This window comes from Bacillus siamensis, assembly GCF_051628075.1.
GTDB classification, from domain to species: Bacteria; Bacillota; Bacilli; order Bacillales; family Bacillaceae; genus Bacillus; species Bacillus siamensis.
The window spans coordinates 2,465,425-2,488,664 of the sequence record NZ_CP155579.1 but is presented as its reverse complement, the minus strand read 5'-3'; the positions used below and the strand labels follow the sequence as shown (position 1 = coordinate 2,488,664).

Annotated in this window: 24 protein-coding genes and 1 pseudogene; 24 read left to right on the top strand and 1 reads right to left on the bottom strand. The window is 46.1% G+C overall.

Translation table 11 applies throughout. From position 1 onward, the window contains the following. The 3 genes from prmA to mtaB are packed head-to-tail and all read left to right on the top strand — an operon-like array spanning position 1 to position 3,084. Positions 1-936: a 50S ribosomal protein L11 methyltransferase gene (gene prmA, locus ABDB98_RS12080; RefSeq protein WP_438420253.1), complete on the top strand. Its 936-nt coding sequence runs from the start codon at positions 1-3 to the stop codon at positions 934-936. A gap of 22 nt (positions 937-958) precedes the next feature. Further along, complete coding sequence (locus tag ABDB98_RS12075; protein ID WP_438420252.1) at positions 959-1,729, top strand: 16S rRNA (uracil(1498)-N(3))-methyltransferase; 771 nt, start codon at positions 959-961, stop codon at positions 1,727-1,729. Next, positions 1,729-3,084, top strand: a complete 1,356-nt coding sequence (gene mtaB / locus ABDB98_RS12070; RefSeq protein WP_438420251.1) for a tRNA (N(6)-L-threonylcarbamoyladenosine(37)-C(2))-methylthiotransferase MtaB — start codon at positions 1,729-1,731, stop codon at positions 3,082-3,084. The genes ABDB98_RS12075 and mtaB overlap by 1 nt, the downstream gene beginning before the upstream one ends. 35 nt (positions 3,085-3,119) lie before the next feature. Here mtaB and ABDB98_RS12065 read toward each other — a convergent pair whose 3' ends face one another. Next, on the bottom strand, positions 3,120-4,046 hold the full coding sequence (locus ABDB98_RS12065; protein WP_060964723.1) for a Na/Pi symporter: 927 nt from the start codon (positions 4,044-4,046) through the stop codon (positions 3,120-3,122). A gap of 171 nt (positions 4,047-4,217) precedes the next feature. Between ABDB98_RS12065 and rpsU the strand changes: the two genes are divergently transcribed. From rpsU to dnaG, 21 genes and pseudogenes are all read left to right on the top strand, one after another. Beyond that, a complete protein-coding gene (gene rpsU / locus ABDB98_RS12060) occupies positions 4,218-4,391 on the top strand; it encodes a 30S ribosomal protein S21 (RefSeq protein WP_003152957.1) in 174 nt (57 codons plus the stop codon). A gap of 14 nt (positions 4,392-4,405) precedes the next feature. Further along, on the top strand, positions 4,406-4,852 hold the full coding sequence (locus tag ABDB98_RS12055; protein WP_007408278.1) for a GatB/YqeY domain-containing protein: 447 nt from the start codon (positions 4,406-4,408) through the stop codon (positions 4,850-4,852). 122 nt (positions 4,853-4,974) lie between these two features. After that, a complete protein-coding gene (locus ABDB98_RS12050) occupies positions 4,975-6,291 on the top strand; it encodes an NfeD family protein (protein WP_438420250.1) in 1,317 nt (438 codons plus the stop codon). A 24-nt stretch (positions 6,292-6,315) separates the two neighbouring features. Further along, positions 6,316-7,308: a flotillin-like protein FloA gene (gene floA, locus ABDB98_RS12045; RefSeq protein ID WP_016938912.1), complete on the top strand. Its 993-nt coding sequence runs from the start codon at positions 6,316-6,318 to the stop codon at positions 7,306-7,308. 27 nt (positions 7,309-7,335) lie between these two features. Further along, the gene (locus ABDB98_RS12040; RefSeq protein WP_438420249.1) at positions 7,336-7,770 is read left to right on the top strand and encodes a hypothetical protein; all 435 of its coding nucleotides are present in this window, start codon (positions 7,336-7,338) and stop codon (positions 7,768-7,770) included. 56 nt (positions 7,771-7,826) lie between these two features. Beyond that, positions 7,827-8,108 carry a sporulation protein YqfC gene (gene yqfC / locus ABDB98_RS12035; protein WP_003152966.1) on the top strand — a complete coding sequence of 94 codons (282 nt, stop codon included), beginning with the start codon at positions 7,827-7,829 and terminating at the stop codon, positions 8,106-8,108. Between the two features lie 17 nt (positions 8,109-8,125). Continuing rightward, positions 8,126-9,350: pseudogene (gene yqfD, locus ABDB98_RS12030) on the top strand (sporulation protein YqfD). Beyond that, entirely contained in the window at positions 9,314-10,273 is a 960-nt protein-coding gene (locus tag ABDB98_RS12025) for a PhoH family protein (protein WP_045926742.1), read from the top strand. Before yqfD ends, ABDB98_RS12025 begins: the two are co-directional and overlap by 37 nt. 80 nt (positions 10,274-10,353) lie before the next feature. Further along, entirely contained in the window at positions 10,354-12,486 is a 2,133-nt protein-coding gene (locus ABDB98_RS12020; protein WP_060964728.1) for an HD family phosphohydrolase, read from the top strand. Beyond that, positions 12,487-12,960 carry an rRNA maturation RNase YbeY gene (ybeY, locus tag ABDB98_RS12015; RefSeq protein ID WP_003152973.1) on the top strand — a complete coding sequence of 158 codons (474 nt, stop codon included), beginning with the start codon at positions 12,487-12,489 and terminating at the stop codon, positions 12,958-12,960. Then, on the top strand, positions 12,941-13,315 hold the full coding sequence (locus ABDB98_RS12010; protein ID WP_060964729.1) for a diacylglycerol kinase family protein: 375 nt from the start codon (positions 12,941-12,943) through the stop codon (positions 13,313-13,315). The genes ybeY and ABDB98_RS12010 overlap by 20 nt, the downstream gene beginning before the upstream one ends. Before the next feature lie 121 nt (positions 13,316-13,436). Continuing rightward, the gene (locus tag ABDB98_RS12005) at positions 13,437-13,847 is read left to right on the top strand and encodes a cytidine deaminase (RefSeq protein ID WP_016938918.1); all 411 of its coding nucleotides are present in this window, start codon (positions 13,437-13,439) and stop codon (positions 13,845-13,847) included. Then, positions 13,828-14,733 carry a GTPase Era gene (era, locus tag ABDB98_RS12000; RefSeq protein WP_438420248.1) on the top strand — a complete coding sequence of 302 codons (906 nt, stop codon included), beginning with the start codon at positions 13,828-13,830 and terminating at the stop codon, positions 14,731-14,733. Before ABDB98_RS12005 ends, era begins: the two co-directional genes overlap by 20 nt. Positions 14,734-14,888: 155 nt before the next feature. Further along, positions 14,889-15,032, top strand: coding sequence for a YqzL family protein (locus tag ABDB98_RS11995; RefSeq protein WP_007408286.1), 144 nt, complete (start codon positions 14,889-14,891; stop codon positions 15,030-15,032). A 36-nt stretch (positions 15,033-15,068) separates the two neighbouring features. Beyond that, positions 15,069-15,836: a DNA repair protein RecO gene (recO, locus tag ABDB98_RS11990; protein ID WP_438420247.1), complete on the top strand. Its 768-nt coding sequence runs from the start codon at positions 15,069-15,071 to the stop codon at positions 15,834-15,836. Between the two features lie 301 nt (positions 15,837-16,137). After that, positions 16,138-17,025, top strand: a complete 888-nt coding sequence (glyQ, locus tag ABDB98_RS11985) for a glycine--tRNA ligase subunit alpha (protein WP_060964731.1) — start codon at positions 16,138-16,140, stop codon at positions 17,023-17,025. Then, positions 17,018-19,057, top strand: coding sequence for a glycine--tRNA ligase subunit beta (gene glyS / locus ABDB98_RS11980; protein WP_438420246.1), 2,040 nt, complete (start codon positions 17,018-17,020; stop codon positions 19,055-19,057). Before glyQ ends, glyS begins: the two co-directional genes overlap by 8 nt. 101 nt (positions 19,058-19,158) lie before the next feature. Then, positions 19,159-19,797, top strand: coding sequence for a transcriptional regulator CcpN (gene ccpN / locus ABDB98_RS11975; RefSeq protein ID WP_003152989.1), 639 nt, complete (start codon positions 19,159-19,161; stop codon positions 19,795-19,797). A 25-nt stretch (positions 19,798-19,822) separates the two neighbouring features. Continuing rightward, positions 19,823-20,635 (top strand): pyruvate, water dikinase regulatory protein, encoded by an 813-nt coding sequence (locus ABDB98_RS11970; protein ID WP_016938923.1) that lies wholly within the window; start codon positions 19,823-19,825, stop codon positions 20,633-20,635. A gap of 256 nt (positions 20,636-20,891) precedes the next feature. After that, positions 20,892-21,398, top strand: a complete 507-nt coding sequence (locus ABDB98_RS11965; RefSeq protein WP_045926739.1) for a YaiI/YqxD family protein — start codon at positions 20,892-20,894, stop codon at positions 21,396-21,398. A 21-nt stretch (positions 21,399-21,419) separates the two neighbouring features. Further along, positions 21,420-23,231, top strand: coding sequence for a DNA primase (dnaG, locus tag ABDB98_RS11960; RefSeq protein ID WP_438420245.1), 1,812 nt, complete (start codon positions 21,420-21,422; stop codon positions 23,229-23,231). Positions 23,232-23,240 lie beyond the last annotated feature (9 nt).

The window sequence follows — 23,240 nt, the reverse complement described above, 5'->3', positions numbered from 1 at the left end:
TTGAAATGGTCCGAAATCAGCATTCACACAACACATGAAGCGGTCGAACCCATCTCAAATATTTTGCATGAAGCTGGTGCGAGCGGGGTTGTCATCGAAGATCCGCTTGATTTAATGAAAGAGCGTGAGAATGTTTACGGGGAAATCTACCAGCTCGACCCCAATGATTACCCCGATGAGGGTGTCATTGTCAAAGCGTATCTGCCGATCAACAGTTTCCTTGGCGAAACGGTCGACGGCATTAAAGAGACGATTAATAATCTGCTTTTGTACGACATTGATTTAGGCAGAAACACAATCACCATTTCTGAAGTTAATGAAGAGGAATGGGCGACAGCTTGGAAAAAGTATTATCATCCGGTAAAAATTTCTGAAAAATTCACGATCCTACCCACATGGGAAACGTACACACCCGTGAATACCGATGAACTGATTATCGAAATGGACCCGGGCATGGCATTCGGTACGGGAACGCATCCGACAACCGTTCTGTGCATTCAGGCGCTTGAGCGTATCGTTCAAAAAGGCGACCGTGTCATTGATGTCGGCACCGGCTCAGGAATTTTGAGCATTGCAGCCGCCATGCTTGAGGCTGAATCGGTTCATGCGTATGATCTTGACCCGGTCGCTGTCGAAAGCGCGCGTCTGAATGTGAAATTGAACAAAGTAAGCGATACGGCCGAAGTGAAACAGAACAATTTGTTAGACGGCATTACAGGCGAACACGATGTCATTGTCGCGAATATTTTGGCGGAAGTGATTCTCCGCTTTACATCGCAGGCGTATGACCTGCTAAAAGACGGGGGCCACTTTATTACTTCAGGCATTATCGGCCAGAAAAAACAGGAAGTAAAAGAAGCGTTGGAAAAAGCCGGTTTTACCATTACAGAAATTCTGTCTATGGAAGATTGGGTCAGCATCATCGCGAAAAAATAACAGTTAGTAGGTGTCACAGCGTATGCAACGATATTTTATCGAGCTCACGAAGCAGGAGATGGACGAAACCCCCGATTTTCAAATTACGGGAGAGGACGTCCACCACATTGCAAACGTCATGAGAATGAGTGCAGGAGACCGGATAATCTGCTGTTCGAAAGACGGCCATGAAGCGTTATGCCTGCTCAAAGAGGTTTCTAAAGATCATATTTCATGCAGCATTGCTGAATGGACGGGAGAAAACCGTGAGCTGCCGTTAAAAATCAGGATCGCCAGCGGCCTTCCGAAAGGCGATAAGCTTGAATGGATTATTCAAAAAGGGACCGAGCTCGGGGCAAATATGTTCATCCCCTTTCAAGGCGCCAGATCCGTCGTTAAGCTTGACGACAAAAAGGCAAAGAAGAAGCGGGAGAGATGGGCGAAAATCGCGAAGGAGGCGGCGGAGCAATCGTACCGCAATGAAATTCCCGAAGTGAAAGCCGTTCATACGTTCCGGCAGCTGCTTGAAATGGCGGAGAATGTCGATAAATGTGTCGTTGCATACGAGGAGTCATCAAAACAGGGAGAAACGGGCGCTTTCGCCGCGGAGCTCAAAAGCCTTCCGAAAGGTTCGTCTCTTCTCATCGTATTCGGCCCTGAAGGCGGTCTGACTGAGTCTGAAGTTCAGCAGCTTTCAGAAAAAGGCGCCGTCTTATGCGGCCTCGGACCTAGAATTTTACGGACTGAAACTGCGCCGCTTTACGCGTTAAGCGCAGTTTCCTATCATACAGAGTTATTAAGAGGTGATCAGTAATGGCAACTGTTGCTTTTCATACCCTTGGCTGCAAGGTCAATCATTATGAAACAGAAGCAATCTGGCAGCTGTTTAAAGATGCGGGTTATGAACGAAAAGAATTCGAGCAGACAGCAGATGTATATGTCATTAATACATGTACGGTAACAAACACGGGAGATAAAAAAAGCCGTCAAGTCATCAGACGGGCGATCCGCCAAAATCCTGACGGCGTCATCTGCGTAACGGGGTGCTATGCGCAAACATCTCCGGCAGAAATTATGGCCATCCCGGGCGTTGACATCGTCGTCGGCACGCAGGATCGCGAAAAAATGCTCGGTTACATTGAGCAGTACAGAGAAGAGCGCCAGCCGATCAACGGCGTCGGCAACATTATGAAAGCACGTGTGTTTGAAGAGCTGGATGTTCCCGCTTTTACTGACCGGACAAGAGCGTCATTGAAAATCCAAGAAGGCTGCAACAACTTCTGTACGTTCTGCATCATCCCTTGGGCGCGCGGCCTGCTTCGTTCCCGCGGTCCTGAAGAGGTCATTAAACAGGCGCAGCAGCTGGTGGATGCCGGTTATAAAGAAATCGTTCTGACGGGGATTCATACGGGCGGCTACGGCGAAGATATGAAAGATTTTAATTTCGCCAAGCTTCTCCGTGAATTGGATACACGTGTAGAAGGACTGAAAAGAATCAGAATCTCATCTATTGAAGCAAGCCAAATCACTGATGAAGTGATTGAAGTGCTGGATGCGTCTGATAAAATTGTCCGCCACCTTCACATCCCGATTCAGTCAGGATCAAACACCGTTCTGAAACGGATGAGACGCAAATATACGATGGAATTTTTCGCGGACCGTTTAAATAAGCTGAAAGAAGCGCTGCCGGGTCTTGCTGTCACTTCTGATGTTATCGTCGGTTTTCCGGGTGAAACGGAAGAAGAATTTATGGAAACATACCGGTTCATTAAAGAACATAAATTTTCTGAGCTTCACGTATTCCCTTACAGCAAACGCACCGGAACGCCTGCGGCCAGAATGGAAGATCAGGTTGACGAGAATGTGAAAAATGAACGGGTGCACAAGCTGATTGCTCTGTCTGACCAGCTTGCCAAAGAATACGCCTCCGATTATGAAGGAGAGGTTCTTGAAATCATTCCGGAAGAGACGTTTAAAGAGTCTGATGAAGACGGCATGTTCGTCGGCTATACAGACAATTACATGAAAGTCGTCTTCAAAGGCACGGAAGATTTAATCGGCAAACTTGTCAAAGTCAAAATTCAAAAAGCGGGCTATCCGTACAATGAAGGACAATTCGTCCGCGTTGTTGAAGAAGAAATGACTCAGAACATGCGTATGTCTTCGTAACAGATAAAAAACCGATGCTTTCACGCATCGGTTTTTTACGGTTTCGGAGGGATCAGCCTGTCAATCAGCCGATAAAATAAATGCGTGAACGGCAGAAATAATAACGCGGTGACAACATTAAACAAAAGGCTGAAATGCGCGATCATTTGCGCGGGATCGTCAGACAGCCGCTCTGTAAAACCTGCTGCTGCGGACAGGAAGGGAAAGACAAGAAGTACGCCGAGTATATTAAAGACAACGTGAGCACCGGCGGTCTGTCTGGCGGCATAACCCCCTGAAACAGCAGCCATGACGGCCGTGACGCATGTCCCGATATTAGATCCGAGAACGACGCTGACCGCCTGTTCAATGCCGATCATCCCTTCGTTCATAAAGCTCATTAAAATGCCGATGCAGACGGAGCTTGAATGAATGATGGCCGTCAATATCATGCCGATCAAAAGAGCGGACCAGCTTGAATCATTTACATGGCGCAAAACCTCCGCCCCCGCCTTCATTTCTGTCAGCGGAACGGCAAGACGGCTGAAGCACGTGATGCAAAAAAAGATGATGCCGAGACCGAGAAAGCTTACGCCGATCTGCCTGAACGGATATTTCCGGATAAGAATAAACACAAGGCCGCCGATCAAAAGCACCCAAATGAGCACATCCATCTTTATGGCCAAAAACTCCGTCGTAAATGTGGAGCCGACATTCGTGCCGAGAATCATCGGAATGGTCCGTTTAAAAGGCAAAGCGCCTGCACTGACAAAGCCAATCACAATAACCATAAAAGCTGAGCTGCTCTGAAGAAAACCCGTGAATACAATGCTGATGAGAAAAGCTTTCAAAGGGTGGTCGGTAAACAAGAGGAGGCTCTTCTCAATTTTTGAATACGTTAAAGCAATCAGCCCCTGTCTGAGCAGGCTCATTCCGAGTAAAAAAACAAGGATAAGTGCGGTAAAGAGAATCAGTATCAGCAAACGAAACACCCCTTTCTATCATTATATAGACAAGCCGCGTTATTCATGACGGAAAAGTGAACTCACTTAGTTGACCTGACTCATGGCTTATATTATAATGTCAAAGTACATGTTTATATGTGTATCTTTTTAAAGGTAGTCGATTGGTGTATTCGGAGGGAGGGAAAGAGAATGTCAAAAACGGTCGTTAGAAAAAACGAATCGCTTGAAGATGCTCTTCGTCGCTTCAAACGCAGTGTATCAAAGACAGGTACTTTGCAAGAAGCAAGAAAGCGCGAATTTTATGAAAAACCTAGCGTAAAGCGCAAGAAAAAGTCAGAAGCTGCTAGAAAACGCAAATTCTAAAAGAGGGTGGATTTATGAGTCTTCTTGAGCGACTTAACCAAGATATGAAGCTGTATATGAAAAGCCGTGAGAAAGACAAACTGACTGTCGTTCGAATGGTGAAAGCTTCACTTCAAAACGAAGCAATTAAGCTTAAGAAAGACAGTTTGACCGAGGATGAGGAACTTACTGTCCTATCTCGTGAACTTAAGCAACGTAAAGACTCCCTCCATGAATTTTCAAACGCTAATCGTTTAGATTTAGTAGATAAAGTTCAAAAAGAGCTGGACATTTTAGAAGTTTATTTACCGAAGCAGCTTTCTGAAGAAGAGCTGCAGACAATCGTAAATGAAACCATCGCTGAAGTCGGTGCGAGCTCGAAAGCGGACATGGGCAAAGTGATGAGTGCTATTATGCCTAAAGTAAAAGGTAAAGCTGACGGCAGCGTGATTAACAGGCTTGTCAGCAGTCAATTATCTTAATTGACGAAGAAAAAGACATCTTTCCTCGAGAGATGTCTTTTTTTATACATAAAAAAATGAAACTAAAGTACATTTGTTACGTATATAAAGAAGAATGAAACGGGAAGGAGGGTATATCAGCCTTGTTCCGAAAAAAAACCGGAATTGCTGTTGCTCTATTGGGCTTATTTGTATTATCTTTATTAGGAGTTCAATTGAACGCAAAAGCTGATCGTCCATCGGTTTATGTCATCCCGGTTGAGAAAAATGTCGAACAGGGGCTTGCCGCTTTTTTATCGCGTTCTTTCAAAGAAGCGAAGGAATCCGGCGCGTCACACATTATTCTTGACATCAATACACCGGGAGGCGCCGTTCAATCAGCTTTGGATATTGCAGATGTCATCGGCGGCGCGGATGTGCCTGTTACCGCTTACGTGAATAAACGGGCGCTTTCTGCCGGGGCATATATAGCGCTTCAGGCAGATGACATTTATATGGCGCCGGGCGGAAAAATGGGTGCCGCAGCCATCATCGACGGCAAAGGAAACGCGGCAGACAAAAAGGCCCAATCACTGTGGCATGCAGAAATGGAGGACGCAGCGGCTAAAAACAACCGAAACCCGAAATACGCCCTGGCCATGGCAGACCCCGCCATCAATGCAAAAGAAGCGGGCGCTCCGAAGGGAAAACTGCTGACACTGACAGCTGAAAAAGCCAAGGAAGTCGGATATTCGGAGGGAACGGTTTCAAACCTCGATGCTTTATATACAAAGCTCGGTTTTGACAAAGCCGATGTTCACCATGCAAAAGAGGGTTTTGTCGGAAATTTGGGAAGATGGCTGACAAATCCGTTTGTTGTCCCCGTCTTATTAACGCTCGCTTTGCTTGGTTTGACCATTGAATTGTTCTCGCCGGGCCTCGGCATACCGGGCGCCGTCGGACTGACGGCCATGCTGCTGTTTTTCACCGGGCATATCGCTGCCGGATTCGCCGGCTATGACAGTGTATTCTTATTTTGCGCCGGTTTGGTTTTTATCCTTTTAGAGATATTTCTGCCCGGAGGCATAATCGGTCTTATCGGTGTTGCAGGCGTCATCGCGAGCCTCTTTCTCGCTGCGGGCAGCTTTACTGTAATGGCGGTTTCTCTCTTGATCGCCTTTAGTGTGTCTATTGCTGCCTTTATCATATTAACAAGGGTGTTGGGGAAACGAATGAAATTCTTTAAGAAATTGATATTAACTGATTCAACAAGCACGGAGAACGGTTATGTTTCAAATCAGAACCGGACGGAGCTGCTGGGGAAAGTCGGTGTTACCGCTACAGCCCTCAGACCGTCAGGCACCGTTATTATTGATGATGAACGCCTTGATGTCGTTTCAGAAGGATCATTTACTGAAAAAGACAGACAGGTGAAAGTGGTGAAAGCGGAAGGCTCACGCATTGTCGTGAGAGAAATATAGATGATAATCTTGAGGAGGAATTAGATGGAACTGTCAAGTTTGGCGATTTTAGCAATAGTCGCAGCTGCCATAATTGTGTTAGCCATATTCTTCACCTTTGTACCGGTGATGCTATGGATTTCGGCGCTTGCAGCAGGAGTCAGAATCAGTATTTTCACTTTGGTCGGGATGAGGCTGCGCCGCGTCATTCCAAGCCGCGTTGTCAACCCGTTAATTAAAGCGCACAAAGCCGGCCTGTCCGCAACAACAAATCAGCTCGAAAGCCATTACCTGGCCGGAGGTAATGTCGACAGGGTGGTCAATGCCCTGATTGCGGCACAGCGCGCCAATATTGAGCTGACATTTGAACGCTGCGCAGCCATTGACCTGGCCGGGCGTGACGTGTTGGAAGCCGTACAGATGAGCGTCAATCCGAAGGTCATTGAAACACCGTTTATCGCGGGTGTCGCCATGGACGGAATTGAAGTAAAAGCAAAAGCCAGAATCACGGTAAGAGCCAATATCGAGCGCCTTGTCGGAGGAGCGGGAGAAGAGACGGTTGTCGCCCGTGTCGGAGAAGGGATTGTCTCGACAATCGGTTCTTCGCATAATCATAAAAAAGTGCTTGAAAACCCTGATATGATTTCGCAGACCGTACTTGGCAAAGGGCTGGATTCAGGCACGGCATTTGAAATTCTCTCGATTGACATCGCCGACGTGGATATCGGCAAAAACATCGGAGCGATTCTTCAGACAGACCAGGCGGAAGCAGACAAAAACATTGCGCAGGCCAAAGCCGAAGAGCGCCGCGCCATGGCCGTCGCCCAAGAGCAGGAAATGCGTGCGCGCGTAGAAGAAATGCGTGCGAAAGTCGTGGAAGCTGAAGCGGAAGTGCCGCTTGCGATGGCTGAAGCCTTACGTGAAGGAAACATCGGTGTCATGGATTATATGAACATAAAAAATATCGACGCTGACACGGACATGAGGGATTCTATCGGCAAGCTGACGAATGACCAGCAAGATGAAGACCAACAATAACCTCTCTATTAAGGAGGGAGCCGCTATATGCACGAGATTCTGACAAATCCGCTCGTCATTGCCGCCGTCATCGGCATTATATCGGCAATATTCGGCAAAAAAAACAAAGATGAAAAACGCCCGCCGAATAGACGTCCCGCAGATCAGAAAAAAAAGCAGGATCACACACAGCCGCCGATAGAGCAAAAGCCGGAAGCGGAAGAAATGCCAGGTGTTTCCAAAGAGAACCCTTTTGAGCAAAAAAGAAGGGAAGCTGAAAAGCGCCTTGCGGAGACAGAGCAGATGTTCAATGGGCTTGATCATAAGCTGACATCTCAACGCACACGAAATGCGTCTCTGAAGAAATCAGCCCTCAAGATTAAGAAAGAAACTGCCGTGCAGGGCATCATATTCAGTGAGATTTTAGGTCCGCCCCGTGCAAAAAAACCGCACCGGACCATGCGGAGCATCGGTAAAAATTAAAGTGTTAGAACCCCTTTTCAAATCATACATATGAGATGAAAGGGGGTTCTTTTTTTATGGGGCAAAGAAAGAATCGTGTAAAGGCGTGGCTGACTAGAGCATTGGAAATTCCCCCGGACGTTATGATGGATCTGCCTCGCATTACGATGGTCGGCAGACTTCATATCTACATAGAAAATCACAGAGGCCTCTTGCTGTTCAGCGAAGAAGAAGTCAGGCTGATGCTCAAGCAGGGGCAATGTATCATATCAGGAAAAAACTTGGTCATTAAGGCAATCCTTCCTGAGGAAATTCTTTTGGAAGGCACGATAGATCACGTAAGATATGTCGATTCATAAAGCCGGGGGGAAATAATGTGAAAAACAAATGGCTGTCATTTTTTTCGGGTAAAGTCCAAATGGAAGTCAAAGGAAAAGGGATTGAACGGCTGCTGAATGAATGCACGAGAAACGGAATCGCCATCTTTGCGGTGAAAAAAAAGCAAGACTGTGTTCTGCTGATGATTCAGCTTCAAGATGTACATGCTTTCAGAAGAGTCATCAGAAAACATGAATGCAAAGCAAGCTTTACAAAAAGAAAGGGCCTGCCCTTTCTGCTTCTCAAATCAAAAATAAACCTGGGCTTCACTGCGGGATTTGTGATATTTTTCGTTATATTGTTTCTTTTGTCCAACATGATTTGGGACATTGATATTAAAGGGGCAAAGCCCGAAACCGAGCATCAGATGATGAAGCATCTGGAAGAAATCGGTGTAAAAAAAGGCCGTTTGCAATTTTTGATGATGACGCCGGAGAAAATTCAAAAATCATTAACAAACGGCATCGATAATATTACGTGGGTGGGTGTGGAATTGAACGGGACAGCCCTTCATATGAAAGTGGTTGAAAAAAATGAACCGACAAAAGAAAAGTACGTGAGCCCCCGCCATATCGTTGCCAAAAAGAAGGCGGTCATCAAAAGGATGTTCGTGCAAAAGGGGCAGCCGATGGCTTTTGTGAACGATCATGTTGACAAAGGACAGCTCCTCGTCTCAGGACTGATCGGAAATGAAGACCGGAAAGTCGCTTCAAAAGCGGAAATTTACGGAGAAACATGGTACAAGTCAGAAGTAACTGTGCCTCTTGAAACATCATTTACGCTATATACGGGTAAAGTAAGGACGAAGCACAAGCTGTCTTTCGGATCATGGGGCGTGCCTTTTTGGGGTTTCGGGTTTAATGAGGAGCCGCTGAAACATCCGAAAACAGAGGAAGAAAAGCATCCGTTTCAATTTCTGGGGCTGAAGCTTCCGGTATCTTACGTCAAAGAACAGACAAGAGAAAGCGAAACCTCCGTGCGGACTTATACGAAGGACGAAGCGGTTCAGGCCGGCATCAAAATGGGCAGACAAGACGTAGAGAAGCGATTAAGCGGCAGCGGAGAGGTGGAAAGTGAAAAAGTTTTGCACCAATCCGTTGAGAATGGTAAAGTAAAGTTGATTATTCTCTACCAAGTTATAGAAGATATCGTGCAAACCACACCTATTGTTCAGGGAGACTAAAGAATGGCAGAACATTTACTTGCGATTAATCACAAACTGAAAAGCCCGGATGAAGCACTTTCTTTGTTCGGCAGCCAAGATGCCTTTTTACATTTAATGGAGAAGGATCTGGGCGTAAGCATCATCACACGCGGTGAAACCATTTACGTTTCCGGCAATGATGAGTCTTTTGAGATTGCTGACAGATTATTGGGCTCGCTCCTTACTTTAATCCGCAAGGGGATCGAGATTTCGGAACGTGATGTGCTGTATGCCGTGAAAATGGCAAAGAAAGATGAACTGGACTATTTTGAAAGCATGTATGAAGAGGAAATAACGAAAACGGCAAAAGGCAAACCGATCCGTGTCAAAACCATCGGCCAGAGAGAATATGTCGCGGCGATGAAGAAAAACGACATGGTGTTCGGTATCGGGCCGGCGGGAACCGGCAAAACATATTTGGCGGTCGTAAAAGCGGTGCATGCTTTAAAAAACGGCCACATTAAAAAAATCATTTTAACAAGACCCGCTGTGGAAGCCGGCGAAAGCCTCGGTTTTCTGCCCGGAGACTTAAAGGAAAAAGTAGATCCTTATCTGCGCCCGCTGTATGACGCGCTCCACGATGTGCTCGGAAGCGACCATACGGAGCGTCTGATGGAAAGAGGGGTTATCGAAATCGCCCCGCTTGCCTATATGAGAGGGCGGACGCTTGACGACGCATATGTGATTCTTGATGAAGCCCAGAATACCACTCCCGCTCAAATGAAAATGTTTTTGACGAGATTGGGTTTTGGCTCTAAAATGATCATTACGGGCGACGTAAGCCAAATTGACCTGCCGAAAGGCGTCACATCGGGACTTGCAGTAGCGAGGGATATGCTGAATGACATAAACGGCATTTCCGTGATTGAACTTGACCAGACAGATGTGGTCAGACATCCGCTTGTTGCAAAGATTATTGAAGCTTATGATAAGCAAAAGTAATGCAAAAATGACCCGATCTCCCGTTATCGGGTCATTTTTATATGATGTGTTCCTGATGTTTCAGGGAGGAGGTTCTTGTTTTGAAAAAGAAGGGAAAGGGTAAAAGCGCCCGGGAACGGTTCCGCACTTTCAGACATGCCCGCTCAGCCCATGTGCTGCTGTATCTGCTGCTTTCAGCGATCATGTTTGGTTTGCTCTTTATTCATGTAAAACCTGAATCACTTAATTTGGATTTGTTCTCAGTCAGTGATAAGACGATTTACGCGCCCGCCACAGTGGAAGATCAGCAGGCGACGGAAGCGAAAAAACAGGCGGCCGAAGATGCAGTAGAAGATCAATACACTCTGAAAAAAGGCTATACTGACAACCGGCTTGACCTGATCACCTCCATATTTGACAGCATCGGAGAAGTGAAAACAGATGCGGATAAAGACAAAAAGTCACCTTCGGAAAAATCGCTGGTCAAATCGGTGAAAAGCAAGCTGACACAGGATGTCAATGAATCCATCTCGGAAGATGCCATTAAATCGCTTCTCCATGCGAACAATGAAGATTTTTCATTTGTGAGGGATTCTGTCATAACCGCGGTGAACACGGTGATGAGCAGTGAAATTCCTTCTGAAAAGCTTGCTGAAGCGAAGGATAAGGTCGCCAAAGAGCTGAAAAGCGCCTCCGTGCCGTCAAAATATTTAGCGGCTGCGACTGAAATCGGAAAATATGCGGTGATCCCGAATTACGTGTTTGATCCGAAAGCGACCGATGAAAAACGTCAGGAAGCGTCAGACAGCGTTCAGCCGGTGCAGATAAAACAAGGACAGGTTCTCGTGGAAGAGAATGACCTGATCGACCGGGAAGTATACAGAAAGCTCGAACTGACGGGGCTTTTGAATAATTCCAACCTGTTAAAGCCGATCAGCGGTCTTCTTCTGATGATCGGGCTGTTTATTGCCACGCTTGTCTACTATTTCGAGAAACAGCAGCAGGAGCTTAAGCTGAAAAATAAATCCCTATTGCTGTTTTCTATCATTACAACGCTTATTCTCGTCATAATGGAAGTCGTCAGTCTCTTTCAGAAGATTGAATACACCAACATCGGCTATCTGGTTCCGATCGCCGCCGGCGCGATTTTGTTCAGGCTGCTGCTCAATGAAAGGCTTGCCATTTTAGGGAGCATTATTCTGGCGATCTGCGGCAGTATGATGTTTAATCAGGGTGTGACGGGCACATTTAATTATGTGATCGGTATCTACTATTTAATCAGCAGCATTTCAGGCATTCTGTTTTTGGGGAAACATAACGTGAGATCAAAAATATTGCAGGCGGGATTGTTCGTCTCATTTATTAATATGATTATCGTGCTGTCGCTTTTATTAATACAAAACACGGCGCTGTCGCCCGTTGAAATCGGAACGCTGATGCTGATGGGGGTCGTCTCGGGACTGGCTTCATCCGTTTTGATTATCGGTCTGATGCCGTTTTTTGAGACGGGATTCGGCATTCTTTCTACAATGAGGCTGATTGAACTGTCTAATCCGAACCATCCCCTGCTTCGGAAGATTTTAACGGAAACACCCGGTACATATCATCACAGCGTCATGGTGGCGAATTTGTCGGAAGCGGCCTGTGAAGCTGTAGGGGCAAACGGTCTTTTGGCAAGGGTCGGAGCGTATTATCACGATCTCGGCAAAACGAAACGCCCGCAATATTTTATTGAAAATCAGATGAATATGGATAATCCGCATGACAAGCTGTCTCCTCAGCTCAGCAAAAATATTATCATCGCGCATACGACAGACGGTGCGAATATGCTCAGAAGCTATAAGTTTCCGAAAGAGCTCGTGGATATCGCAGAGCAGCATCACGGAACGTCTCTTTTAAAATTCTTTTATTATAAAGCGAAGGAAAAGGGCGACCAGATTACAGAGCAAGAGTTCCGCTACCCGGGGCCGAAGCCGCAATCAAAAGAAGCCGCAATCATTTCAGTGGCCGACAGCGTCGAAGCTGCCGTCCGTTCCATGCATAATCCCAATCCCGAACGGATTGAAAAACTGGTGCGGGGAATTATATCCGACAAGCTTCAGGACGGGCAGTTCTCAGAATGTGATCTCACGTTCCGAGAGCTGGATACGATCGCAAAAACACTATGTGCGACTTTAAAAGGAATTTTCCACTCCCGGATTGAATATCCGGAGGCTACGAAGAAGGTGAAATAAATGGGTTTACTCATAGATATTGTTGATGAAACAAACAGCGTCTCAGCCGACGCGCTCCAAGAAGTAGAAAAGCTGCTTCAATTTGCGGCGGAAAAAGAAGGCGTTCAGGATCAGGCTGAAGTATCCGTTACGATTGTGACAAATGAGGAAATCAGAGAAATCAACAGAGACTACCGGGGAAAAGACACCCCGACTGACGTCATTTCGTTTGCACTTGAGGAAGAAGGCGAAGACGAGGTTGAAATCGTGGGCGCTGACATGCCGCCTGTTTTAGGAGATATTATCATCAGTGCCGACAGAACGAAGGAGCAGGCTGAAGAGTACGGCCATTCGTTTATGAGAGAGCTTGGCTTTCTGGCCGTCCACGGCTTTTTGCATCTGCTGGGCTATGATCACATGACAAAAGAAGAAGAGGAAGAAATGTTTTCAAAGCAAAAGGATTTGCTGGATGAGTATGGACTCACGAGATCATAAAAACGAGTGGAGCAGATTCCTGAAAAGCTTTGTCCATGCATGGAGGGGAATCTGGAAAACGGCGCGGTCAGAGCGGAATTTTCAATTTCACATCATCGCGGCCTGCGCCGTTATCCTTTGCGGTTTTCTCACCGGGCTCAATACGGCCGAATGGGCCGTTATTTTGATCCTGATCGGCGGAATGCTTACTCTTGAGCTTGTAAATACGGCGATAGAGCATGTTGTTGATTTAGTTACCGATCAGTATCATCCGCTCGCAAAAGCGGCAAAGGATGCAGCAGCCGGAGCCGTTTGCGTCTTTGCCGTGATTTCGTGTATTATTGGTTTACTCATCTTCTTGCCGAAGATATGTTAGCAGAAGATTCTTACAATTATTTTACATTGCCAAAAATGGGCGTGAAAAACCAATCATAATTATGTAAAATAAAAGTGACAGCGGTATCATTCAGGATTAAGGTAAGAGAGGAAAAGTACACATGAACAGACAAGAATTGATTCAAGAAGCATTAACAGCACGGGACACAGCGTATGTGCCGTATTCAAACTTCAGAGTGGGAGCCGCTCTTCTTACCAAAGACGGAAAAGTGTACAGAGGCTGCAACATCGAGAATGCGGCATACAGCATGTGCAACTGTGCTGAACGCACGGCGATATTCAAAGCTGTTTCCGAGGGGGATACGGAATTTGCGATGCTCGCCGTGGCTGCGGACACTCCGGGACCGGTTTCACCGTGCGGAGCCTGCAGACAAGTAATTTCCGAGCTGTGCTCAAAGGATATGCTTGTTATTCTGACCAACTTACAAGGACAAATAAAAGAAATGACTGCGGAAGAATTATTGCCGGGCGCATTTTCATCGGAGGATTTACATGACGAACGAAAGCTTTAAATCAGGATTTGTATCAATCATCGGAAGACCGAATGTTGGAAAGTCGACCTTTTTAAACAGGGTCATCGGTCAAAAGATCGCCATCATGAGCGACAAACCCCAGACGACAAGAAATAAAGTCCAAGGGGTGCTGACAACAGGCACATCGCAGACCATTTTTATTGATACACCGGGCATTCACAAACCGAAGCACAAGCTTGGCGATTTTATGATGAAAGTGGCGCAGAACACGCTGAAAGAAGTTGACTTGGTGTTATTTATGATTAACGCCGAGGAAGGGTACGGAAAGGGCGACGAGTTTATCATTGAAAAGCTTGGACAGACGTCCACGCCGGTCTTTTTGATCGTAAACAAAATTGATAAGATCCACCCTGACCAGCTCCTTCTTTTAATTGATGAGTACCGTTCGCGCTATCCGTTTAAGGAAATCGTGCCGATCTCAGCTTTGGAAGGAAACAACATCGAGACCCTGCTCACGCAGATTGAAGCGTATTTACCGGAAGGGCCTCAGTTCTATCCGAGCGATCAGGTGACTGACCATCCTGAGCGGTTTATTATTTCTGAACTGATCAGGGAAAAGGTGCTCCATCTTACAAGGGAAGAAGTGCCGCACAGCATCGCTGTCGCTATCGAGTCCATTAAAGGGCAGGAGAACGGCTCCATCCATGTCGCGGCCACCATCGTGGTCGAGCGGGATTCTCAAAAAGGAATCGTCATCGGGAAAAAAGGAGCTCTTCTGAAAGAAGTCGGCAAAAGAGCGCGGGCTGATATTGAAGCGCTGCTGGGCTCACGCGTTTACCTGGAACTATGGGTGAAAGTGCAGAAGGACTGGCGGAATAAAATGTCTCAGCTGCGTGATTTCGGCTTCAAAGAGGATGAATATTAAGTCATCTGAGGCGCATGCCTGATGTGTGGGATTACCTCACAGAAACAGGGATTCGTTAGCAAAATTTGTTTAACATGAAAAGGAGGACATCAGGTCAAGATAAGGGTAAGAATTTGGATTGGCAAGCTAGTTTAATGATGAAAGGTGGGTTTTTTGTGTTGAATTTTACCTGGAACGTATTTTCTCAAACAGGAAGTGTTGATACGTACCTTCTTTTTAAAGAACTGGAAAAAGAGAACCTGGAAAGACCCGAAGAACCGGAAGATGAGCTAGCCCGTATTGATTTTCCAATTTTGTAAACCTCTTGGCCCCTCCCATTGTTGGAAGGTGCGGAAATGCTGACAAAATGTGAAGGAATCGTGCTCCGTACGAATGACTACGGAGAGACGAATAAAATCGTGACATTGCTGACGAGGGAACACGGCAAAATCGGCGTCATGGCAAGGGGTGCCAGGAAGTCAGCCAGCCGGCTGTCAGCAGTCAGCCAGCCTTTTTTGTACGGGTCATTTTTAATGCAAAGAACATCCGGACTCGGCACGCTCCAGCAGGGTGAAATGATTCTCAGCATGAGAACGATCAGAGAAGACTTGTTTTTGACGGCATATGCCGCTTTTATCGCTGAACTCACTGACAAAGGAACGGAAGAGAAGAAACCGAACCCCTATTTATTCGAATTGATTCTCGAATCCTTTAAGAGGCTGAATGAGGGGACTGACCCGGACGTAATCACCTTCATCGTTCAGATGAAAATGCTTGGCGTCATGGGGCTGTATCCGGAGCTGAATCATTGTGTCCACTGTAAAAGCCGGGACGGGACGTTTCATTTTTCGATAAGAGATAACGGTTTTATCTGCCATCGCTGCTTTGAAAAGGATCCGTACAAAGTTCCGATTTCGCCGCAAACGGCAAGGCTGCTAAGGCTTTTTTATTACTTTGATATCGGAAGGCTCGGCAGCGTCTCGTTAAAGCACGAAACCAAAAGTGAAATAAAACAGGTCATTGATCTGTATTACGAGGAATATTCAGGGCTTTATTTAAAGTCAAAGCGGTTTTTAGATCAGATGGAAAGCATGAAGAACCTTTTGGATGAAAACAAAAGTTGACATTCTGCCCATCTTTTTATATGATCATTTATTATAAAATATGTTGCAGTGACAGAAAGAAGTACTTGCGTCCAACTCATATAAGCGACCTTAGGACAGTGTAAGCTAGGGATGAGCGCGCAACGAAAGGCATTCTTGAGCAACTCTTTAAAAAGAGGCTGAGCGATTCACATCCTCAGCAACTAGGGTGGAACCGCGGGAGAACTCTCGTCCCTATGTTTGCGGCTGGCAAGCATAGAGACGGGAGTTTTTTGATTGCCGCCGCACTTGTAAAAGAATGGAGAAAGTGGAGGTGCTTGAAATGAACATTCAAGATATGATTTTAACCTTGCAGAAACACTGGTCTAATGAAGGCTGTGTGCTCATGCAGGCGTATGATGTGGAGAAAGGCGCAGGCACAATGAGCCCGTATACATTTTTACGAAGCATCGGACCTGAGCCGTGGAAAGTGGCTTACGTTGAGCCTTCCAGACGGCCTGCGGACGGACGGTACGGAGAAAACCCGAACAGACTTTATCAGCATCACCAATTCCAAGTCATTATCAAGCCGTCGCCTGATAACATCCAGGAGCTTTACCTGGATTCATTGCGCGCCCTCGGTATTGATCCGCTCGAGCATGATATTCGTTTCGTAGAAGACAACTGGGAAAACCCGTCTTTAGGCTGTGCGGGCCTTGGCTGGGAAGTATGGCTTGACGGTATGGAAATCACCCAGTTTACGTACTTCCAGCAGGTGGGCGGAATTGAATGTAAACCGGTGTCTGTTGAGATTACGTACGGCATTGAGCGTCTTGCGTCTTATATTCAGGATAAAGAAAACGTCTTTGATCTTGAATGGACATCAGGATTCACAGTGAAAGATTTGTTTATGATGGCTGAATATGAACATTCCGTTTATACATTTGAAACATCAGATGTGGATATGCTTTTCCATTTGTTCAGCACTTACGAAAAAGAAGCGATCAGACAAATGGATAACGGCCTTGTGCATCCGGCCTATGATTATGTGCTGAAGTGCTCTCACACATTTAACCTGCTTGACGCAAAAGGCGCAATCTCAGTGACAGAGCGGACGGGTTATATCGGACGGGTCCGCAACTTAGCTAGAAAAGTAGCCAAAACGTATTATGAAGAACGGGAAAAATTAGGGTTCCCAATGCTTAAAGAGGAGGGCTCTTCCCATGAGTAAACAAGATTTGCTTTTAGAGATCGGACTCGAGGAAATGCCGGCGCGTTTTTTACATGACAGCATGGTGCAGCTCGGTGACAAACTGACCGGCTGGCTGACTGAAAAAAATATTGCCCACGGTGAAGTGAAACTTTTTAATACACCGAGACGTCTGGCAGTATATATAAAAGACGTAGCAGAAAAACAGGCTGATATTCAGGAAGAAGCAAAAGGACCGGCGAAAAAAATCGCTTTGGATGCTGACGGAAACTGGACAAAAGCCGCTATCGGATTTTCCAAAGGCCAAGGCGCCGGAGTGGATGACCTGTATATAAAAGACGTAAACGGCACGGAATATGTTTTCGTCCAAAAATTCCAGGCGGGACAAGAGACGAAAACACTTTTACCGCAGCTGGAAAACTTGATTACCGGAATGCATTTCCCGAAAAACATGCGCTGGGGCACACAGGATCTGCGTTATATCCGTCCGATCAAATGGATTGCCGCTCTCTTCGGAAAAGACGTCATTCCGTTTGAAATCACGAATGTAGAGACGGGCCGGAACACACAGGGACACCGTTTTCTCGGTCAAGAAGTATCTGTTGATGCACCGTCATCATACGAAGAGCTGCTGAAAGAACAGCACGTCATTGCCGACCCGAAAGTGCGCAAACAAATGATTCAGGGGCAGCTGGACGCGCTTGCAAACGAAAAGAAATGGAATATTCCGATAGATGAAGATCTGCTGAACGAAGTCAATCATCTGGTGGAATATCCGACAGCGCTTTACGGCTCTTTTGAACCCGAGTTTCTTTCTTTACCTGAAGAAGTGCTTGTGACAACTATGAAAGAGCATCAGCGCTACTTCCCGGTAAAAGATGAAAACGGGAATCTGCTGCCTCATTTTATTACGGTAAGAAACGGGAACAGCCATGCCCTTGAAAATGTTGCCCGCGGAAACGAGAAAGTGCTGAGAGCAAGACTTTCAGATGCTGCGTTCTTCTACAAGGAAGACCAAAAGCTGAACATCGATGAAAATGTGAAGAAACTGGAAAATATCGTTTTCCATGAAGAGCTCGGTTCCCTCGGGGATAAAGTAAGAAGAGTGGTCACCATTGCGGGTAAACTTGCGGTCCGCCTGAAGGCTGATGAACAGACGCAAAAACATGTGAAGCGCGCCGCAGAGATTTCTAAATTTGACCTTGTTACACATATGATTTATGAGTTCCCTGAGCTTCAAGGCGTCATGGGAGAAAAATACGCGCGCATGCTCGGTGAAGATGAAGCCGTCGCTGCCGCGGTAAATGAGCACTACATGCCGAGAGCGGCCGGGGGAGAGGTGCCTTCAACCTTTACCGGTGCGGTCGTGGCATTAGCCGATAAACTGGACACGATTGCTTCCTTCTTCAGCATTGACGTGATCCCGACAGGTTCTCAGGATCCGTACGGATTGCGCCGTCAGGCAAGCGGCATCGTTTCCATTCTGATCGACCGCAACTGGGGCATCTCTTTTAAAGAACTGCTGTCATTGACAGAAACGGAAAAAGAAAATGAGCTTCTTGATTTCTTTACACAGCGTCTGAAATACGTCTTAAACGCTGAAGACATCCGTCATGACGTGATTGAAGCCGTTCTGGACAGCACGGAGCTTGAGCCGTATGCAGCTGTTTCTAAAGCAAAAGTGCTTGAGAAACACCTCGGCACACCTGGATTTAAAGAAACGGCTGAATCACTGGGGCGGGTCATCTCCATCAGTAAGAAAGGCGAGAGCCGTGATATCAAGCCGGATCTGTTTGAAAATGAACAGGAGAAAAACCTGTTTGACGCTTATCAAAAAACAAAAGACAGCGTCGCTGAAAGCTTTGCCTCTAAAAACTATGAACAGGCGCTGGCCGCGCTCAGCGGATTAAAGAAGCCGATCGAAGATTACTTTAATCACACGATGGTAAATGCGGACGATGAAGCATTAAAAACCAACCGTTTAGCGCAAATGACTGCACTTGCAGATGTGATCAAGTCTTTTGCTAATATGAATCATCTTATTGTAAAATAAAGAAAAAGACGGTTGCTGTGTGATCGGCAATCGTCTTTTCCCCTTTTACATAAACATCACAGAATGAAAAACATAGATAAAGAAACCCTTCCATAAAGGTGGTGAGTACGATCGAATTAAATAAACGGCAAGAACAAATTTTACAAATTGTAAAGGAAAACGGCCCGATTACCGGAGAGCATATTGCAGAACAGCTCAATTTAACAAGAGCCACGCTGCGGCCGGACTTGGCCATACTCACCATGTCAGGCTTCTTAGAGGCCCGTCCGCGGGTCGGTTATTTTTATACCGGAAAAACGGGAAATCAGCTGCTTGCGGATAAACTGAAAAAGCTGCAAGTGAAAGATTTTCAATCGATCCCTGTCGTCATCAATGAAAACGTCTCGGTATACGATGCCATCTGCACCATGTTTTTAGAAGATGTCGGCACGTTATTTGTCGTAGATCGTGATGCTGTCTTAGTCGGTGTGCTGTCACGCAAAGATTTGCTGCGGGCGAGCATCGGCCAGCAGGAACTTGCCTCAATACCGGTTCATATTATTATGACCAGAATGCCGAATATCGCCGTCTGCCGGCGTGACGATTATGTGATGGACATCGCCAAATATTTGATTGAGAAACAGATCGATGCCCTGCCCGTTATTAAAGATACGGATAAAGGCTTTGAGGTCATCGGCCGCTTTACCAAAACGAATATGACCAAGATACTTGTCAGTTTATCAGAGAATGAAATCATATAAGCTTGAAAACTAACGGGGGGATAACATGGACAATCGCATCATTTATGTAGTATCAGACTCAGTCGGAGAAACCGCCGAACTCGTTGTAAAAGCCTCGCTCAGCCAGTTTAACGGCTCAGCCGATGATACGCATATCAGAAGAATACCTTATGTGGAAGATATCGGCACCATTAATGAAGTCGTGTCTCTCGCCAAAGCGGACGGCGGCATTATCTGTTTTACGCTCGTTGTTCCTGAAATGCGCAAATACTTAGTTGAACAAGCGGAAAAAGCGAATGTGATGTACTACGATATTATCGGTCCGCTCATCGACAAAATGGAAACAGCCTACGGTCTGACGGCGAAATATGAACCGGGCCGCGTCCGCCAGCTTGATGAAGATTATTTCAAAAAGGTCGAGGCGATCGAGTTTGCCGTTAAATATGACGACGGCAGGGACCCAAGAGGCATTTTAAAAGCCGATATCATCCTGCTCGGCGTATCAAGAACGTCTAAAACCCCATTATCTCAATATCTTGCCCATAAGCGCCTGAAAGTGGCCAACGTGCCGATCGTACCTGAAGTCGATCCGCCGGAAGAACTGTTCAGCGTTGATCCGAAAAAATGCATCGGGTTAAAAATCAGCCCTGATAAACTGAACCATATTCGAAAAGAACGGTTAAAATCTCTCGGCTTAAATGACAAAGCCATTTACGCCAACATCAACAGAATTAAAGAAGAGCTGGAGTATTTTGAGAAAATCGTGGATCGGATCGGCTGCCAAGTCGTTGACGTTTCGAACAAAGCGGTCGAGGAAACAGCGAACATCATTCATCATCTGAAAACAAAGGGCCGATAACTCAGGACGCTTTATCCTGGGTTTTTGGGTATGCAAATAGGGAATAAACAAAAAGGATGGCATCTTCGCGAAGTTTGTATTATAATAAAAAATTGTGATAAAATGTTTATTTTTAGGTTTAAGCTTAGTGTGATACGAATAAACTATTACGGGTAAGATGTCAAGATTAACTCCCGGAAATTTTTCGACAAAGACTCAAAATAGATCCGCAGTCATGGAGCATATGCGATTTCGCTTGTTTTTATGCAGGAGATTGATGGAGGGATGGAGAATTAGTCTTCTAAATGAAAAAGAAAAGACGATTTTTGTCGATGCAGACGCATGCCCCGTAAAAGAGGAAATCTTGCTCATTGCATCGCAATTCAGCGTCCGTGTTATTTTCGTCGCATCATTTGAACACTACCAGCTTTCCAGAAGCAAAGACGAGAACTGGATATACGTTGATCCTCATAAAGAAGCGGCGGATTTATACATCGCAAACCATGTGAGATCGGGAGACGTCGTAGTCACGCAGGATATCGGTTTAGCATCTCTTCTGCTGAACAGAAATATCGCCGTCTTATCGGAAAGGGGCCGTTCTTACACTGAAGACACGATTGACTTCGCTCTGATGAGCCGTCATATGTCAGGCAAAATGAGAAGAAGCGGCATCTATTCCAAAGGACCTAAAAAATTAAATAAAGAAGATCGGAATCGATTTGTTACCCTGCTTAAAAAAATCCTGTCGAATGATGAAGGGATTTCAAATCAAAACATCGAATAATGTACGACGGAGTGTTATAAGATGGGAAACCGCATACCAGATGAAGTAGTTAATCAGGTGCAGCAGTCAGCAGACATTGTTGAAGTCATAGGTGATTATGTCCAATTGAAAAAGCAAGGCCGCAACTACTTTGGGCTCTGTCCGTTTCACGGTGAAAACACGCCCTCGTTTTCCGTCTCCAGTGATAAGCAGATCTTTCATTGCTTCGGGTGCGGAGCGGGCGGGAACGTTTTCTCTTTCTTACGGCAGATGGAAGGCTATTCATTTACGGAAGCTGTTTCTCACCTTGCTGATAAATATCAGATTGATTTCCCTGATGATATAACGATTCACTCTGCATCCAGGCCTGAATCTTCCGGAGACCAGAAGATGGCGGAAGCTCACGAGCTTCTGAAGAAATTTTACCATCATTTGTTAATGAATACAAAGGAAGGCCAGGAAGCGTTAGATTACCTTTTATCAAGGGGTTTTACGAAAGAGCTCATAGATGAGTTTGAAATCGGCTACGCGCTGGATTCCTGGGATTTCATGACGAAATTCTTGAAAAAGCGCGGTTTTGAGGAAGAACTGATGGAGAAAGCGGGTCTGCTGATCAGAAGGGAAGACGGCAGCGGGTATTTTGACCGTTTCAGAAACAGAATCATGTTTCCCATTCATGATCATCACGGAGCCGTGGCGGCTTTTTCAGGAAGGGCGCTCGGAAGCCAGCAGCCGAAATATATGAACAGTCCGGAAACGCCGCTGTTTCATAAATCTAAGCTGCTGTACAACTTCCATAAGGCCCGCCTGCCGATCAGGAAAGAGGAGAGAGCCGTTCTGTTTGAAGGCTTTGCGGATGTCATTTCCGCCGTCAGCTCAGGCGTAAAAGAAAGTATCGCCACAATGGGGACGTCGCTCACCGAAGAGCATGTGAAAATCCTGAGAAGAAATGTTCAGGAGGTCATTCTCTGCTATGATTCGGATAAAGCCGGGTACGAAGCTACGCTGAAAGCGGCCGACCTGCTTCAGAAAGCTGATTGTAAGGTAAGAGTAAGCATGATGCCTGACGGTCTTGATCCTGATGACTATGTCAGAACTCAGGGCGGAGAAAAATTCAGGACAGATATCATTGATGCAAGCGTTACGGTCATGGCTTTTAAAATGCAATATTACCGCAAAGGGAAAAACTTATCTGACGAAGGAGACCGGCTCGCTTACATGAAAGAAGTGCTGAAAGAAATCAGCGCTCTTTCGGGGTCGCTTGAGCAGGAAATGTATGTGAAGCAGCTCGCCTCCGAATTTTCTCTTTCGGTAGAATCTTTGACGGAACAGCTTTCCATCTATGCCGCCCAAAGCGTCTCCGGCGGCAAAAACGCCGAACCGCAGCCAAGGCGGGCCCGTGTGACGACAAAAGCGAAACGGCGCCGTCTCCGTCCCGCCTATGAGAATGCGGAAAGACTTCTTCTCGCTCATATGCTGAGAGACCGAAACGTCATAAAGAAAGTGATTGAGCGTGTCGGCTTTGAATTTAACATTGACGGACATCGTGCGCTGGCAGCGTATCTGTACGCTGTTTATGAAGAGGGCGCTGAAATGACGCCGCAGCATCTTATGGCGAGAATGCAGGATGATGAAATCAGCCAGCTGCTTTCAGATATAGGGATGCTCCAAATAAACGAGGAGCTCTCAGAGGCCGAGTTATCCGATTATGTAAAAAAAGTGTTGGATCACCGAAAATGGTCAATGATAAAGGAAAAAGAAGCAGAACGAGCGGATGCAGAGAGGCAGAAAGACTTTGTGAAAGCTGCGTCTCTGGCTCAAGAAATTGTCGCATTGAACCGATCATTAAAATAACATCAAAAA